This window comes from Mycolicibacterium wolinskyi str. Jessa 2025 (assembly GCF_049241375.1).
In the GTDB taxonomy this organism is placed as follows: Bacteria; Actinomycetota; Actinomycetes; order Mycobacteriales; family Mycobacteriaceae; genus Mycobacterium; species Mycobacterium wolinskyi.
This window is the reverse complement of the sequence record NZ_CP185960.1, coordinates 5,827,859-5,842,257: the sequence shown is the minus strand read 5'-3', so window position 1 is coordinate 5,842,257 and position 14,399 is coordinate 5,827,859. Positions and strand designations below refer to the sequence as shown.

Here is a 14,399-nt window from a genome sequence, read left to right as displayed (position 1 = left end):
GCGGGTCAGGTCTCTGGAACAGCGACGACATGCACGAAATCGGAGTCGATGTCGGCGATGTAGATACGGGTGGACTTGGGCAGCGCGGCCGGTTCGTCGCTCTTGGCGCGCGAGAACACCCGATTGCCGTCGGCGTCGACGAACGACACCTCACCCCAGCCGCCCGCGGGCACTTCGAGGGTGACGGTGCCGAGCAGGCCGATATAGGAGGAGCGGCCCTTGTGGGAGTTGGACTGCTGGCGGCGCAGGTAGGGCAGGAGCACGCCGTTGAGCACGAACACCAGCACGACGGCGCAGGCCCCGGCCAACAGTGCGGTTGCGAAGGTCTCCATCCCGACCCAGGTGCCGATCAGGCCACCGGTGCCCGCGCCGACCAGCGCGGCCGACACCCCGGTGAGGCTCAGGAAGGGCATACCGTCGCCGTGGCCGATGTCGGCCAGCAACAGCGCAGACAGCAGGGCGACGCCGCCGACGACGAACGCCGCCAGGTACACAGCCATCACGTGTCTCGTCTCCGCTTCTGCGCCGCGGATGGCGCAAATCACTATGAACCATTGTCACGTGTCACGGGCGGCTCGCGTGCATGAATATTTGGTGCCCGCACGCTGGCCAGCCGTGATTTTGGCGCAGGCCGATGAGCGGGTATTGTGGACCAACGGTGCGGCTTCCGTGCCGACTTTCTGCGTGCCCCGTTCTGGATTTACCGGAATTCTGTCGATTCGGCTCACGTTTTGAAGTCGGATGGTCGCTGTGCCGACGGGCGCACGATACGAAACGAAAGCAAGGATCGCCAGACAGTATGGCCAAGAAAGACGGTGCCATCGAGGTCGAGGGTCGCGTGGTCGAACCCCTGCCCAATGCGATGTTCCGCATTGAGCTGGAGAACGGACACAAGGTCCTGGCCCACATCAGCGGGAAGATGCGGCAGCACTACATCCGCATCCTGCCCGAGGACCGGGTAGTGGTGGAGCTTTCTCCCTACGACCTGTCCCGGGGCCGCATTGTGTACCGGTACAAGTGACATAACCGAGCCCGACCGAAACGACAAGAGCACGTGTCGCGCATCCGCGCGTCATCGACAGACCTAGAAGGATCGAAACAGCCGTGAAGGTGAACCCGAGCGTCAAGCCCATCTGCGATAAGTGCAGGGTGATCCGCCGGCATGGGCGGGTCATGGTGATCTGCAGCGATCCGCGCCACAAGCAGCGTCAGGGCTGACCAGCCCCAGCTGACGGCACATCACAACTGAATGCAGACCTCCCAGCACCACTGAATGGATAGGCCATTCGCACACGTCCGGAACGGAGGCCGGACCCCGGAGAGCCCTTAGGGGCTGACGGGAACGGGCTGGGATCAGACCTCCGCATAGAAGAAGGAATACCGCCACATGGCACGCCTCGTGGGCGTTGATCTTCCGCGCGACAAGCGCATGGAGATCGCGCTGACCTACATCTACGGCATCGGCCGTACCCGCTCGAACGAGATTCTCGCCGCGACGGGCATCGACAAGAACATGCGCACGAAGGACCTGACCGACGATCAGGTGACCGTCCTGCGCGATTACATCGAAGGCAACCTCAAGGTTGAGGGCGACCTGCGCCGTGAGGTGCAGGCCGACATTCGCCGCAAGATCGAGATCGGCTGCTACCAGGGCCTGCGCCACCGCCGTGGCCTGCCCGTGCGTGGCCAGCGCACCAAGACCAACGCGCGCACCCGCAAGGGCCCGAAGCGCACCATCGCCGGCAAGAAGAAGGCCAGGTAGACTATGCCCCCAGCAAAGAAGGCAGCAGGTACGGCCGCCAAGCGCGGTAAGACCACTCGCCGCCGGGAAAAGAAGAACGTCCCGCACGGCGCTGCGCACATCAAGAGCACGTTCAACAACACGATCGTGTCGATCACCGACCCGCAGGGCAACGTCATCGCCTGGGCGTCGTCGGGCCACGTGGGCTTCAAGGGCTCGCGTAAGTCGACTCCGTTCGCCGCGCAGCTGGCCGCCGAGAACGCCGCCCGCAAGGCGCAGGAGCACGGCGTCAAGAAGGTCGACGTGTTCGTCAAGGGTCCCGGCTCGGGCCGTGAGACCGCCATCCGCTCGCTGCAGGCCGCCGGCCTCGAGGTGGGCGCGATTTCCGACGTCACCCCGCAGCCGCACAACGGCTGCCGTCCGCCCAAGCGGCGCCGGGTCTAGGAAGGATCTAGAAAATGGCTCGTTACACCGGCCCCGCGACCCGCAAGTCGCGTCGTCTCGGCGTCGACCTGGTCGGCGGAGATCAGTCGTTCGAGAAGCGCCCTTACCCGCCCGGTCAGCACGGTCGCGCGCGGATCAAGGAGAGCGAATACCGCCAGCAGCTTCAGGAGAAGCAGAAGGCGCGTTTCAGCTACGGCGTGATGGAGAAGCAGTTCCGCCGCTACTACGAGGAAGCAGTGCGTCAGCCCGGCAAGACCGGTGACAACCTGCTGCGCATCCTCGAGAGCCGGCTGGACAACGTCGTGTACCGCGCAGGCCTGGCCCGCACCCGCCGCATGGCGCGTCAGCTGGTCAGCCACGGCCACTTCCTGGTCAACGGCGTGAAGGTCGACATCCCCAGCTACCGGGTGTCGCAGTACGACATCATTGACATCAAGGACAAGTCGCTCAACACCCTGCCGTTCGAGGTTGCCCGGCAGACCGCGGGTGAGCGCCCGATCCCGTCCTGGCTGCAGGTCGTCGGCGAGCGTCAGCGCGTCCTCGTCCACCAGCTGCCCGAGCGTGCGCAGATCGACGTGCCGCTCACCGAGCAGCTCATCGTCGAGCTCTACTCGAAGTAGTAGAGCTGGCTCCTGTGTGGCCGACCGGCCACACAGGCAACTGACCGGCATCAAATAGCGGGTGCCGAGAAGGAGATAGAAACACCATGCTGATCTCTCAGCGACCCACACTGTCCGAGGAGAGCGTCGCCGAAAACCGCTCCAAGTTCGTCATCGAGCCCCTGGAGCCCGGCTTCGGTTACACCCTCGGCAACTCGCTTCGGCGCACGCTGCTGTCGTCCATCCCGGGCGCGGCCGTCACCAGCATCCGCATCGACGGTGTGCTGCACGAGTTCACCACCGTCCCCGGGGTGAAGGAAGACGTCACCGACATCATCCTGAACCTCAAGGGTCTGGTCGTGTCCTCGGAGGAGGACGAGCCGGTCACCATGTACCTGCGCAAGCAGGGCCCCGGTGCGGTCACCGCCGGTGACATCGTGCCGCCGGCCGGTGTGACGGTGCACAACCCCGACATGCACATCGCCACCCTGAACGACAAGGGCAAGCTTGAGGTCGAGCTCGTCGTCGAGCGCGGCCGCGGCTACGTCCCGGCCGTGCAGAACAAGGCCTCGGGCGCCGAGATCGGCCGTATCCCGGTCGACTCGATCTACAGCCCGGTGCTGAAGGTGACCTACAAGGTCGAGGCCACCCGTGTCGAGCAGCGCACCGACTTCGACAAGCTGATCCTGGACGTCGAGACCAAGAACTCGATCAGCCCGCGTGACGCCCTGGCGTCGGCAGGCAAGACCCTGGTCGAATTGTTCGGTCTCGCACGGGAACTCAATGTCGAGGCCGAGGGCATCGAGATCGGGCCGTCGCCCGCCGAGGCCGATCACATCGCCAGCTTCGCGTTGCCGATCGACGACCTGGACCTGACGGTGCGCTCGTACAACTGCCTCAAGCGCGAGGGTGTGCACACGGTGGGCGAGCTCGTCGCCCGCACGGAGTCCGACCTGCTGGACATCCGTAACTTCGGCCAGAAGTCCATCGACGAGGTCAAGATCAAGCTGCACCAGCTGGGTCTCTCGCTCAAGGACAGCCCGGCCACGTTCGATCCGTCCGAGGTCGCCGGTTACGACGCCGCAACCGGAACCTGGACCAGCGATGCCGGCTACGACCTGGACGACAACCAGGACTACGCCGAAACCGAACAGCTCTAACGAAACCGTCCCGGTCCTACCTGATACGGGGGCCGGCCCCATTTAGGAGATAGTCGCAATGCCCAAGCCCACCAAGGGTCCTCGCCTCGGCGGGTCGTCCTCGCACCAGAAGGCGCTCTTGGCCAACCTGGCCACGTCGCTGTTCGAGCACGGCCGCATCAAGACGACCGAGCCGAAGGCACGGGCGCTGCGTCCGTACGCCGAGAAGCTGATCACCCACGCCAAGAAGGGCCAGCTGCACAACCGGCGCGAGGTCATGAAGAAGATCCGCGACAAGGATGTGGTCCACACCCTGTTCGCCGAGATCGGTCCGTTCTTCGCTGACCGCAACGGTGGCTACACCCGCATCATCAAGGTCGAGAACCGCAAGGGCGACAATGCCCCCATGGCCGTCATCGAGCTGGTGCGGGAGAAGACCGTGACCTCCGAGGCTGACCGTGCTCGCCGCGCGGCCGCTTCGCAGGCCAAGGCCGAGGCTCCTGCTGAGGAGGCTCCTGCCGAGGACAAGGTCGAGGAGACCACCGAGGCTCCGGCCGAGACTGAGGAGACCACCGAGGCTCCGGCCGAGGAGGCCACCGAGGCTGAAGCCAAGGATGACGCCAAGTAGTCCTCCGGACACTCGCGACATGCCCGCCATCGATTCCGGTGGCGGGCATGTTCGTCTTCGGCTCGACATCGCCTACGACGGCACCGAATTCGCCGGGTGGGCGGTGCAGGCCGGCCAACGCACGGTCGCCGGAGTGATCGACGAGGCGTTGACGACGGTGTTCCGCACGCCCGTCGTGACCCGGACCGCGGGCCGGACCGACACGGGCGTGCACGCGACCGGCCAGGTCGCTCACGTCGACGTTCCGGTCGATGCGCTGCCCCATGCCTATCCGCGCACGGCGCGGCCGGGCGACTCCGAGTTTCTCCCGCTGGTTCGCCGGCTCGCCCGGTTCCTGCCCGCTGACGTGCGCGTGCGCGAGATCACGCGCGCGCCTGCGGGTTTCGACGCGCGATTCTCGGCGCTCCGCCGGCACTACGTCTACCGGCTGAGCACCGCGCCGTATGGCGTCGAGCCGCAGGAGGCCCGGTTCGTGACGCCGTGGTCGCGGCCGCTGGATGTCGAGGCCATGACGGCGGCATCGCAGGAGTTGGTGGGGCTGCACGATTTCGCCGCGTTCTGCCGTTACCGCGCCGGTGCGACGACGATCCGGGATCTGCAACGGCTCGAATGGGTCCGCGACGGCCACTACATCACCGCCTACGTCACCGCCGATGCGTTCTGCTGGAACATGGTCCGCTCATTGGTCGGTGCGCTGCTCAAGGTGGGCGGGGGTCGTCGTGAAACCGACTGGACCGCAACACTTCTCAGTGCTACGGGCCGGTCCAGTGATTTCGCGGCCGCGCCTGCTCGCGGTCTGACGCTCGTGCGGGTCGACTACCCGCCTGACGATCAGATGGCCAGCCGGACCGCCGTCACTCGGGATCTGCGCACGCTCTGACCCCGCACAGTTGCCGGTCGGCGCACTGTGACGAACGTGCAGGGTTCTGTTGAGATCTCGCAGATCTGCCGCAAAAGGTTGCACGTTCGGCACAGTGTCTGGCACGGAGCATGTGGTCAGCTCGCTCGCCGACGCGCAGCGGCCGACAACTTCCGCCGCACCTGCTCCCTGAGGTTGTTCTGGCCGAAGATCACCGACGCGGTGACCCACACGACCGACCAGTCGCGTTCTTCGAGCTCTGCGGTGTGCGCGTGTACCCACGTTCGATGGCGGGCAGAATTCAGCCCCTCGTCGCATTCGACGGCCACCTTCCACCGAGGCCAACCCATCGCCACGTGGGTGCACACCAGGCCCCACTGGTCGTAGAGCGGAATCCGAGTTTCGAGTCCTGGTACTCCCATGCAGCGGAGCGTGAGCCGAGTGTGTGTCTCGAGCGGCGATTCGGCACCGCCGTCGGCGTCGGCCAGGGACTCCCGCAGGCGGTTGACGCCTCTAATTCCCGGATTCGCTTTGCCCAACGACCACACGTCGTGCGGGTCGAGGCCGGTCTTGTTCATCAGTGCGTCCAAGATCGGCACTGCTTCGCTGCGGGGCAAGAAGCGGCCAAGGTCGAACGCCGTCCGCGCCATAGTCGTGACCCGCATCCCGTCGACCTCGCAGACATCTTGTGGTGCAAGGACATACGAGCGGGCCCGGAGACCGTCGGGCGCGTGCCGGTTGTCCTGTACGACCTCGGCCGGAGCGTCGACGGGAATCCACTTGGTCCCGTGCACCGCCGCGGCCGACAGCCCGCTCAGCACCGCGTCCGGACCGGCGAACAGCCACGCCGCTCGAGCCCGCAACACCGGCGTGACGGTGACCTCGTTGGCCAGATAGACGTTGCGGTACACGGCGCGATAATTCGTCCGCAGTTCGTGTGCGGTGAGCAGCCCGGCGCGTATCGCCTCGCTACCCAGAAACGGGCGTGGCCGTTCTCTGTCCATGGGGCAAGCATCGACGAGCCCACCGACAACTCGAGTGCGCTACAACCGGCCCGCCACGAAGTCCGCGGCCTGGTTGACCATCCCGCCGTCGATGTAGGCGCCCGCGAGGTGATCGGGCCAGTTGTTGCGCCACGTGTTCGGATCGGCCGGGTTGCAGATCGGGTCGGCACCGTGGCAGAGCTCGATGGTGCGGTCGCTGTAGAGCGGGCTGAAGTTGGTGATCGGTCCGACCCAGGCCGCGCCGTTGCCGAACAACGCGATGGCGGCGATATGGGTGTCGGCGCCGGCCGGCAGCGGGGTCTTGAAGCCGAAGGCCGTGATCGGGACGGCCAGCACGACGTCGGCGACCGCGGCGCCCAACGAGTACCCGCCGACGACCAGCCGGGTGTCCGGGCAGTTGTCCATCATGTACCGGATGTGCTGGCTCATGTCGTTGGCGCCGATGTCGATCTCGGTGTCGGCCGGGTACTTCACGGCATAGACGCCGATGTTCTTGTCGACCTTGGAGCGCAGCGCGTTGACGAACGCGTTGCCGAGGGTGCCCACACCGGCCGGCTCGGTGCGCCCGCGGGCGAACACCACCTCGACCTCGGGACAGGGTGCCGCTTCGGCTACGGGCAGAGCGGTTGGCGCGACGGCGGAAACCACCGGTGCGACGGCCGCCGCGGCCAGCACGGTGGCCGCCGCACACAGCCATCGGCGAAGCCGTCCGGTCCGCCGCTTTTCCCCGGAGTTGACGGAATGTTCGACCACCTAAGCGATCGTAGCGGAGGAAATTGACGACGTAGCCGATCGCGTCGTGCGAATTACAGTAATCCCGCCACGAAACTCGCTGCCTGATCGGCCGGCCCCTCGTATGCGCGGTGTGCCGGAACACTGTCTCCGTTGGTGCAGACGGGATCGTTGGCGTTGCACAGATCGATCGCGCGCGAGCCGTACACCGGGCTTGCGGTCAGCGGCAGGCCGAGCTTTGCCGACGGGTTGCCGAACACCGCGACGGCGGCGACGTGCTCGGGCACGTTGGGCGGCAGCGGTGAGTTGAAGCCGACCGCCGGGAACGGGACGGCGGCGATCACGTCGATCACCGCGGCGCCCTGTGAGTAGCCGCCGAGCACCAGTCGCGTCGCCGGGCAGTTGTTCACCATCCACTGGATGTGGGCGCTGGCGTCGTTCGCGCCGTTGGCCGCGGCCAGGAAGTCGTAGCTCGCCGGGTAGTTCACCGCGTAGGCGCCCACCGAGCGGCCGCCGACCTTGTTGCGCAGTGAGTTGACGAAGGCGTTGCCGATCCGGCCGAGCCCGGGTGCTTCGTCCGTGCCGCGGGCGAAAACGACCTCGACATCGGGGCAGTCAGCGGCGGACGCCACGCCGAGGCTGCCGACGGACGTCGATGCCAGCACAGGGCTGACGAGTACGGCCGTGGCGGTCAGCACGGCGGACGCTACGAGAAGGGTGTAACGGCGAACAAGATCAAAAGTCACACCAAATGTTAGCCGGTCTTGCTGACTACACCAGTCCGGCGATGAAACCCGCGGCCTGAGGGATGAAGGCCGAGCTCTCGTAGTGGGTGTGCGCGAACGGGTTGCGCCCATCGGAGCAGATGGGATCGCCGTCGCTGCACATGTCGATCGCGCGCCCGCCGAATCGGCTGGAGGTCACCGGGATACCGAACTTGGCCGAGGGATTGCCGAACACTGCGACCGCGGCGATGTTGTTCGACAGGTTGCCCGGCAGCGGGGGAGCCGAACCGATGTCGCCGACCCGGTTGCCCAGCGGCGGGATCCCCAGCAGCATGTCCACGACGGCGGCTCCCTGCGAGTAGCCACCCAGCACGATGCGCGTCGACGGGCAACTCTCGGCCATCGCGGCGATGTGGTTGGTCGCGTCGGTGGCGCCGTCGGCGGCGGCCATGAAGTCGTAGGTCGCCGGGTAGTTCACGGCGTACGTGCTCACCGTGCGACCGCCGACCTGACCCCGCAGCGCATCGGCCAACGCCTGGCCGACACGGCCGACGCCGGCGGGCTCACTGGTGCCTCGGGCGAACACCACCTCGATGTCGGGGCACGGTTCGGCGCTGGCGACCGGCGCTGGAATCGCGGCCAGGGCGGCACCGGCGCACAGAACTGCTGAGGCGATCGCGGCCACCCGGGCCGGCATCCGGAGGAAAGTCACGATCGCAATATTCACACAAAATGCTTAGCCACGGCTAATCGTTTGCTCGCCCGTCACATTCTGCACCGGATTATCGGGCCAGCACGCCTCGGACACGGCCGAGGATCGCTCGGCCTTCTGCTCACTGCGATCACCCTGACGCGCGAGCGCGAGCCCCGCGAGCACCACCGCACCGCCGAGCGCCTGGATCGGGGTGATGGCCTCGCCCAACATGATCCACGCGATCAGCACCGCGAACATCACCTCGGACAGGCCGACCAGGGACGCGAACCTCGGCTTGAGTCGCGAGATGCTCAGGATGCCGAGCGTGTAGGCGATCGCGGTGGGGATGAGGCCGAGTGCGATGACCGGCACGAGCCACGACGTCGTGAAGCCCGCGATGTCCACGGAGTTGGTGGTGAAGGCCAGCGGCATCACGCCGGTGAAGCCGAGCAGCGCCACGCCGGTCGTTCCGATGATCAGGCCGCCGGTGGCCAGGCTGATCGGGTTGAGGCCCGCGCCGTCGGTGCTCGCCTGGTTGGACATCATGAAGTAGCAGGCCGCGCAGATCGCGGCGGCCAGGCCCCACGTGACTCCGACGACGTTGATGTGGGCACCGCTGAACACGTCGAGCACCAACATGATCCCGGCGACCGCCAGTGCGACACCGGCGAACGTCATCGCGCTGGGGCGCCGGCGCGTCGTGGCCCACAGCCAGCCGACGACGAGGATCGGCGCGGTGTATTCGAGCAGCAGCGCGACGCCGACCGACAGATGCGCGACGGCGTTGTAGTAGCACAGCTGGGCGCCCGCGATGGGGATGAGACCGTACGCGACGACGGTCTTGGCGTGCCGGGTGACTTCGCGGATCCAGCCGGGGCGCACGATGGTCGCGAACACGGCCATCGCGACGGCGCCGCCCGCGAGCCGGGCAGTCACGGCCGCCGTCGGGCTCCAGCCGGCCTCCATCAACGCCTTGGCGAACGGGCCCGACGACCCGAACGCCAGCGCTGAGCTGACGGCAAGCAGCAGCCCGAGCCGAAAATGGTTGTCGGCGGACGTCCGGTTGAGCTTGGCCGGCCCGGTCGCTGTGGCCATCGATGCACCTCCCCGAGGATGTAATGAGTAAAATCAATTTTGGTCATGACGCTACGACGGAAGGGGGTCATGAGTCAAATGCTTTTTACTTATGACACGGAGCTCACACTCCGGGCCGCCGCCGTGCTGGTCAACAGTGATCGGGTGGACGGCGACCAACTCGCCGACCTGGCGGCGCTCGACGCCTACCTGGATCACTTCGGCTGGACGGGCCGCCGGGACCGCGACGCTGCCGAGCTGAGCGCCGTGCAGGGGCTTCGCGTGCGGCTCGGAGAGATTTGGGGCGCGGCGGAGGACGAGGAGGCCGCCGTCGCCTTGGTGAACGGGCTCCTCGGGGACACCAAGGCCTCGCCGTGGTTGACGCGACACCCCGAGATGCCGGACTGGCATCTGCACCTGGCTTCGGCCGACGACCCGCTGTGGCAGCGGATGGGTGCCGAGATGGCGATGGCGCTGGCCGACCTGATCCGCGGTGGTGAGCTGCGGCGGCTCAAGATCTGCGCGGCCCCCGACTGCGAAGCCGTGCTGACCGATCTGTCCCGCAACCGGTCCCGCATGTTCTGCGATACGGGCAACTGCGGCAACCGCCAACATGTCGCGGCGTACCGGCAGCGCCAGCGCGAGGAATAACTGTCCGAAGGCCGTCCCTGCGCGGGTTAGGGTTTTGCCCGGGGGACTTCATGGCACGGCAACCGGTAACCCGGCTCCAGCTCAGTGGGCATCGATTTCTGTTGCGGCGCATGGCGCATGCGTTGGTGCGCGGTGACGCCAGCATGCTCGACGATCCACTACGGGCACAAGCAATCGCGTTCACGGCGGGCGGTGTGCTGGCCGTCGTGGCGATCACCGCATGCGCGGTCTTGGCACTCGTGCGCCCGGGCGGTGAACTCGCCGATGCGCCGATTCTGTTGGCGCGCAATTCGGGTGCGCTCTATGTGCGTATCGGCGACACCATCCATCCCGTGCCGAACCTCGCCTCGGCTCGCCTGGTCGCGGGTGCCGCGGACGATCCGGTCCCGGTGAGCGATGATGCGCTCGCGCGGGCGCGGCGCGGGCCACAGGTCGGCATACCGGGGGCGCCGACGCAGATCGACAGTCCGCTGAGTATCGACGAGTCGGCGTGGGCGGTATGCGATATCGCCGAGCCGGTGTCCACCACACTGGTCGTCGGCGCGTTGTCAGACCGCGTCGCGCCGTTGCGTCATGGTCAAGCACTGTTGGTCGCGCCGCGCGGCGAACCGGCCGCGACGACGTATCTGTTGTTCGACGGCTGGCGCGCCGCAGTCGACCTACGGGATCTGGCCGTCACGCGTGCGCTTCGGCTGGACAGCCTCAAACCAACCGGTGTTTCGCGCGCGCTGTTGGACAGTGTGCCCGAGGCGCCCGCGATCCGGGCGCCTGCCATCGCGGGTGCGGGCCTGCCGGGCCCGGCAGCATTGCGTGGTGTCGACGTCGGCAGCGTCGTGCGGGTCACACGCGCCGACGACACCGACGAGTTCTACGTGGTGCTCGCCGACGGGGTGCAGCGGATCGGCAGGGTCGCCGCCGACCTCATCCGGTTCACCGTGGCACAGCCCGCCGCCGAGCCTCCGGTGGTTTCCGCGCAGGCCATCACGCGCGTGCCCGTCGTCGAAGACCTTGACGTGGCGAGGGTTCCGCAGTGGATCGACGCGCACGCGCGTCCCGTCGTGTGCGCGGGATGGGATCCCCGCCAACCCTCCGCCGAAACCAACACCACGCTGTACGCGGGGGACTCACTGCCGGAAACCGGGTTGCGGCTTGCGCAGGCCGATGAAGCCGGGCCTGCCATCGACCGCGTCGACATCCCCGCGGGGCGCAGTGCGCTGGTGCGGGCCACCGGCATCGACGGCGGCCTCGACGTCGCCGGACCGCGCTATCTCCTCAACGATCTCGGGGTTCTGTTCGGCATCCACGATGACGCTGCCGCAGAGCATCTCGGCTTGACCGGGCCCGCCGTGCCTGCGCCGTGGCCCATGCTTGCGATGCTCCCGCGTGGGCCGGAGCTGAGCCGCGACGCGGCGTCAGTCGCCCGCGACGGGCTGGCTCCGCCGGTTCGGGGCTCGTAACCGCGTGGAGGACAACGTGATTGCCAGCAACGCGGTAGCGGCGGCACAGACGGCCGCGCCACCGAACGCAACCCGGCGCGACCGGGCATCGTCCGGCGTCACGGCGGGCTGCGCGATGCTTGTCGCCGCAACCGGCGCCGGCTCCGAGGTCGGTACGCCGCCGTCGCTCACCGCGGCCAGCGGATCGACGACGCCGTGACCGAGATACGGATTCCATCCGCCGGGCGGCCGGTGCGCGGTGTCCTCGATGCGTCGCATCACATCCCGCGCGCTCAAGTGCGGGAACCGGGACCGAATCAGCGCGGCGATCCCCGACACGATCGGCGCGGCGTAACTGGTGCCCGATATCGGCTTGGACTTCCCGAGGGTGTCGATGAGCCGCTCGCCGTCGGGATGCAACGACACGATGCCCTCACCTGGTGCGGCGACGTCGACCCACGGTCCGCCCAGGCTGAACGTGGAGGCCGTGCCGTCGCGGCTGACTGAGCCAACGCACAGCACCAGATCGTCGTACCACGCCGGGGTGGCCACGGAAACCACGGTGTCCCAGTCCGGTTCACCTGCCGGATTCTGCTCGGGGCAATGCCCCGGCCCGCCGACGTTGCCTGCGGCAGCCACGACCACGACGTTCTTGACGTCGACGGCGTAGGCCAGCGCGGCGCCGAGGGCCCGGTCATCGAGCGCGTCGTCGGCGGCGACGCACGCCACCGACGAGATGTTGATGACGGTGGCACCCAGATCGGCCGCCGTACGAACCGCTTTGGCGAGTGTGTCGACATCGCCGACGCCGCTTGACCCGCTCGCATCGGCAAACTTGTTGCTGGACTGGCGGATAGCGAGGATCGACACGTCAGGAGCGACCCCGCTGAAACCGTCGGCCGCCGCGCCGCCGACGATTCCGGCGACGATGGTGCCGTGGCCGTCGCAGTCACTGGTCCCGTCGCCGGACGAGACGTAGTCACCGCCGCCGATCAGGTGCGGCAGAAGCCGATGCCGGGTGACGCCGGTATCGATCACGGCCACCGTCTGACCGCCGCCGCGGGACAGCCGCCACACCGCATCCAACGCAAGCGGTGTGCGAGGTTCGGCCACGTCACGCGGTGAGCCGCCGAAGCATTGCCCGCGTTGTTCGGTCGGGTGTGTCGCCGCGGGCGGAGCGGCCGGCGGTAGCAGCGCGTCGTCGATGGCGGGCGGTGTGACCGCGCCTGCCGCCGGAACGGCCACGAGCGGAAGTATCACGAATGTGGCTGCCAGGAGCCGATACTGGGCGCTCACAGCGGGCCCAGGCCACGCACAGCGTCCGCGATGCCGGTGAGCCAGCAAGCCAGCGGCGCGACCACGGCCAGCGCGATGTATTCCACGGCGTCCACGACGCGTATCGCGGCCGGGCTCGTCACGGCGGCCGGGCTGAGCACCGCAAGGCCCACTGCCACCGCCGCGGCTCCGGTCCAGCTGCCGTATCCGGGGGACCAGACCACGACAAGTGCGAACATCGCGGTGAGGCTGCAGAACCCGGAGATCGTCAGCACGTTTCGACACCGGCCCGATGCGTAGGACCGGCTGCGCAGCAGCAGTGCAACGCCGACGGCGGCGGCGAGTGCGAGCGCGGCGGGAGTGACCGCGCGCCGGCTGTCGACCGCGACCAGCAGCGTGCCGAGGGCGGCCGCGACCGAGCAGCCGGTAACCAGGCCGACCAGCGCCCGGCGCCCACGTTCGGCCAGCGCATCGGTGGAAATGCCGGTGTCGCCACGAGTTTCGGCGCCGTCGGTTTCGTCGCCGGGGATCGGCGGCGTAAGCCCGGCGAGCGCGATGGACAGCCGCGGCGTCAAGGACAACGCGCCCATGGCCACTGCACTCAGCACCGCGCCGACCGCGGAAGCGCTGAGCGGCCACAACACCGCAGGCGCGGTCGCAAACCCGATCAGCGCGGCGACCGTGACAACGGCGAGCAGAACGTCTGTGCCGCAGTCCGATACCCGCAGTAGCGCGACGCCGACGCAGCCTGCGGCCACCGCGGCGAGAAAGAAATTCGCCGCGTCAGGACCATCGGGAACGACGAGGAACCCGAGAACGGCAGCCTGTGTCACCGCGGCGACGCTGAGCGTCGCGACCGTGCGCCGTCCGAGACCCATCCGTTGCCCGGCCAACACGGCCGCGGTGACGATCACCGCCAGGGCCGCGGCCGCGACCACCCGCGACCAGCCCTGCGTGCCGAGGCCCGCGCAGACCACGGCGAGCGTTCCGAGCAAGCATGCCAACAGGCAGCCCGCCGACCGCAGCCCCTGCGGTGTTTCGGGGCCTGGGCCGTCGGCCGCGAGGGCAGCCGTCAATGCGCGTAACCGCGGCGGCTCGACGGCAACCGCGGCCAACATCAACAGATCTCCGTCGTCAACGCCGTTCTGCACCAACGTCATCGAATCGTCGAGTGTCCGGCCGGCGATCAACGACAGCTGCCAACTCCGCGGCCCGCCTCCTGGTGCCCCGACCGCGTCGACGATCGACGGCATCAACTCATTCACCGTCAACGCGGCCGGCAACACCAGGTCGATGGTTACCGGGCCCTCTCGACCGGCGGCGGCGAACCCGCAGTGAATCGACACGAAGCGCAGCGCATCCGGCATCACATCACCCCCCGGTCAACGCCAGTGCATT

Annotated in this window: 18 protein-coding genes; 10 read left to right on the top strand and 8 right to left on the bottom strand. The window is 67.8% G+C overall.

What is annotated here, in order from left to right:
• Nucleotides 1–5: 5 nt before the first annotated feature.
• Nucleotides 6–500: an NfeD family membrane protein gene (locus tag ACOI2T_RS28935; protein ID WP_198538762.1), complete on the bottom strand. Its 495-nt coding sequence runs from the start codon at nt 498–500 to the stop codon at nt 6–8.
• Between the two features lie 299 nt (nt 501–799).
• On the opposite strand from ACOI2T_RS28935, the gene infA reads away from it, so the two are divergent.
• From infA to truA, 8 genes are all read left to right on the top strand, one after another.
• Nucleotides 800–1,021 carry a translation initiation factor IF-1 gene (gene infA / locus ACOI2T_RS28930; protein ID WP_003418601.1) on the top strand — a complete coding sequence of 74 codons (222 nt, stop codon included), beginning with the start codon at nt 800–802 and terminating at the stop codon, nt 1,019–1,021.
• 83 nt (nt 1,022–1,104) lie between these two features.
• A complete protein-coding gene (gene rpmJ / locus ACOI2T_RS28925; protein ID WP_003879483.1) occupies nt 1,105–1,218 on the top strand; it encodes a 50S ribosomal protein L36 in 114 nt (37 codons plus the stop codon).
• Between the two features lie 169 nt (nt 1,219–1,387).
• On the top strand, nt 1,388–1,762 hold the full coding sequence (gene rpsM, locus ACOI2T_RS28920) for a 30S ribosomal protein S13 (protein ID WP_004571523.1): 375 nt from the start codon (nt 1,388–1,390) through the stop codon (nt 1,760–1,762).
• Nucleotides 1,763–1,765: 3 nt separating this feature from the next.
• Nucleotides 1,766–2,185: a 30S ribosomal protein S11 gene (rpsK, locus tag ACOI2T_RS28915; protein WP_067842438.1), complete on the top strand. Its 420-nt coding sequence runs from the start codon at nt 1,766–1,768 to the stop codon at nt 2,183–2,185.
• A 14-nt stretch (nt 2,186–2,199) separates the two neighbouring features.
• A complete protein-coding gene (gene rpsD / locus ACOI2T_RS28910; protein ID WP_067842441.1) occupies nt 2,200–2,805 on the top strand; it encodes a 30S ribosomal protein S4 in 606 nt (201 codons plus the stop codon).
• Nucleotides 2,806–2,891: 86 nt separating this feature from the next.
• Complete coding sequence (locus ACOI2T_RS28905) at nt 2,892–3,944, top strand: DNA-directed RNA polymerase subunit alpha (protein ID WP_067842444.1); 1,053 nt, start codon at nt 2,892–2,894, stop codon at nt 3,942–3,944.
• A 58-nt stretch (nt 3,945–4,002) separates the two neighbouring features.
• Nucleotides 4,003–4,551, top strand: a complete 549-nt coding sequence (rplQ, locus tag ACOI2T_RS28900; RefSeq protein ID WP_409502035.1) for a 50S ribosomal protein L17 — start codon at nt 4,003–4,005, stop codon at nt 4,549–4,551.
• A gap of 19 nt (nt 4,552–4,570) precedes the next feature.
• Nucleotides 4,571–5,431 (top strand): tRNA pseudouridine(38-40) synthase TruA, encoded by an 861-nt coding sequence (gene truA, locus ACOI2T_RS28895; protein WP_409502034.1) that lies wholly within the window; start codon nt 4,571–4,573, stop codon nt 5,429–5,431.
• A gap of 116 nt (nt 5,432–5,547) precedes the next feature.
• Here the strand turns inward: truA and ACOI2T_RS28890 are convergent, their stop codons facing one another.
• The 5 genes from ACOI2T_RS28890 to ACOI2T_RS28870 are packed head-to-tail and all read right to left on the bottom strand — an operon-like array spanning nt 5,548 to nt 9,660.
• Nucleotides 5,548–6,414 (bottom strand): hypothetical protein, encoded by an 867-nt coding sequence (locus ACOI2T_RS28890; RefSeq protein ID WP_409502033.1) that lies wholly within the window; start codon nt 6,412–6,414, stop codon nt 5,548–5,550.
• 39 nt (nt 6,415–6,453) lie between these two features.
• Nucleotides 6,454–7,167, bottom strand: a complete 714-nt coding sequence (locus ACOI2T_RS28885; RefSeq protein WP_409502032.1) for a cutinase family protein — start codon at nt 7,165–7,167, stop codon at nt 6,454–6,456.
• A gap of 53 nt (nt 7,168–7,220) precedes the next feature.
• Nucleotides 7,221–7,892, bottom strand: a complete 672-nt coding sequence (locus ACOI2T_RS28880; protein WP_067842456.1) for a cutinase family protein — start codon at nt 7,890–7,892, stop codon at nt 7,221–7,223.
• Nucleotides 7,893–7,917: 25 nt separating this feature from the next.
• Nucleotides 7,918–8,568 carry a cutinase family protein gene (locus tag ACOI2T_RS28875; RefSeq protein ID WP_067843582.1) on the bottom strand — a complete coding sequence of 217 codons (651 nt, stop codon included), beginning with the start codon at nt 8,566–8,568 and terminating at the stop codon, nt 7,918–7,920.
• Between the two features lie 39 nt (nt 8,569–8,607).
• Complete coding sequence (locus ACOI2T_RS28870; RefSeq protein ID WP_409502031.1) at nt 8,608–9,660, bottom strand: EamA family transporter; 1,053 nt, start codon at nt 9,658–9,660, stop codon at nt 8,608–8,610.
• Nucleotides 9,661–9,738: 78 nt separating this feature from the next.
• Here ACOI2T_RS28870 and ACOI2T_RS28865 point away from each other — a divergent pair, with 78 nt between their 5' ends.
• Both ACOI2T_RS28865 and eccB read left to right on the top strand, forming a co-directional pair.
• The gene (locus tag ACOI2T_RS28865; protein WP_085146614.1) at nt 9,739–10,290 is read left to right on the top strand and encodes a CGNR zinc finger domain-containing protein; all 552 of its coding nucleotides are present in this window, start codon (nt 9,739–9,741) and stop codon (nt 10,288–10,290) included.
• A gap of 50 nt (nt 10,291–10,340) precedes the next feature.
• On the top strand, nt 10,341–11,747 hold the full coding sequence (gene eccB / locus ACOI2T_RS28860) for a type VII secretion protein EccB (protein WP_409502030.1): 1,407 nt from the start codon (nt 10,341–10,343) through the stop codon (nt 11,745–11,747).
• On the opposite strand, the gene mycP is transcribed toward eccB, so the two are convergent.
• Complete coding sequence (gene mycP, locus ACOI2T_RS28855; protein ID WP_409502029.1) at nt 11,703–13,022, bottom strand: type VII secretion-associated serine protease mycosin; 1,320 nt, start codon at nt 13,020–13,022, stop codon at nt 11,703–11,705. The two genes, eccB and mycP, sit on opposite strands and share 45 nt — an antisense overlap.
• Nucleotides 13,019–14,368 carry a type VII secretion integral membrane protein EccD gene (eccD, locus tag ACOI2T_RS28850; protein WP_409502028.1) on the bottom strand — a complete coding sequence of 450 codons (1,350 nt, stop codon included), beginning with the start codon at nt 14,366–14,368 and terminating at the stop codon, nt 13,019–13,021. The genes mycP and eccD overlap by 4 nt, the downstream gene beginning before the upstream one ends.
• Nucleotides 14,369–14,399 lie beyond the last annotated feature (31 nt).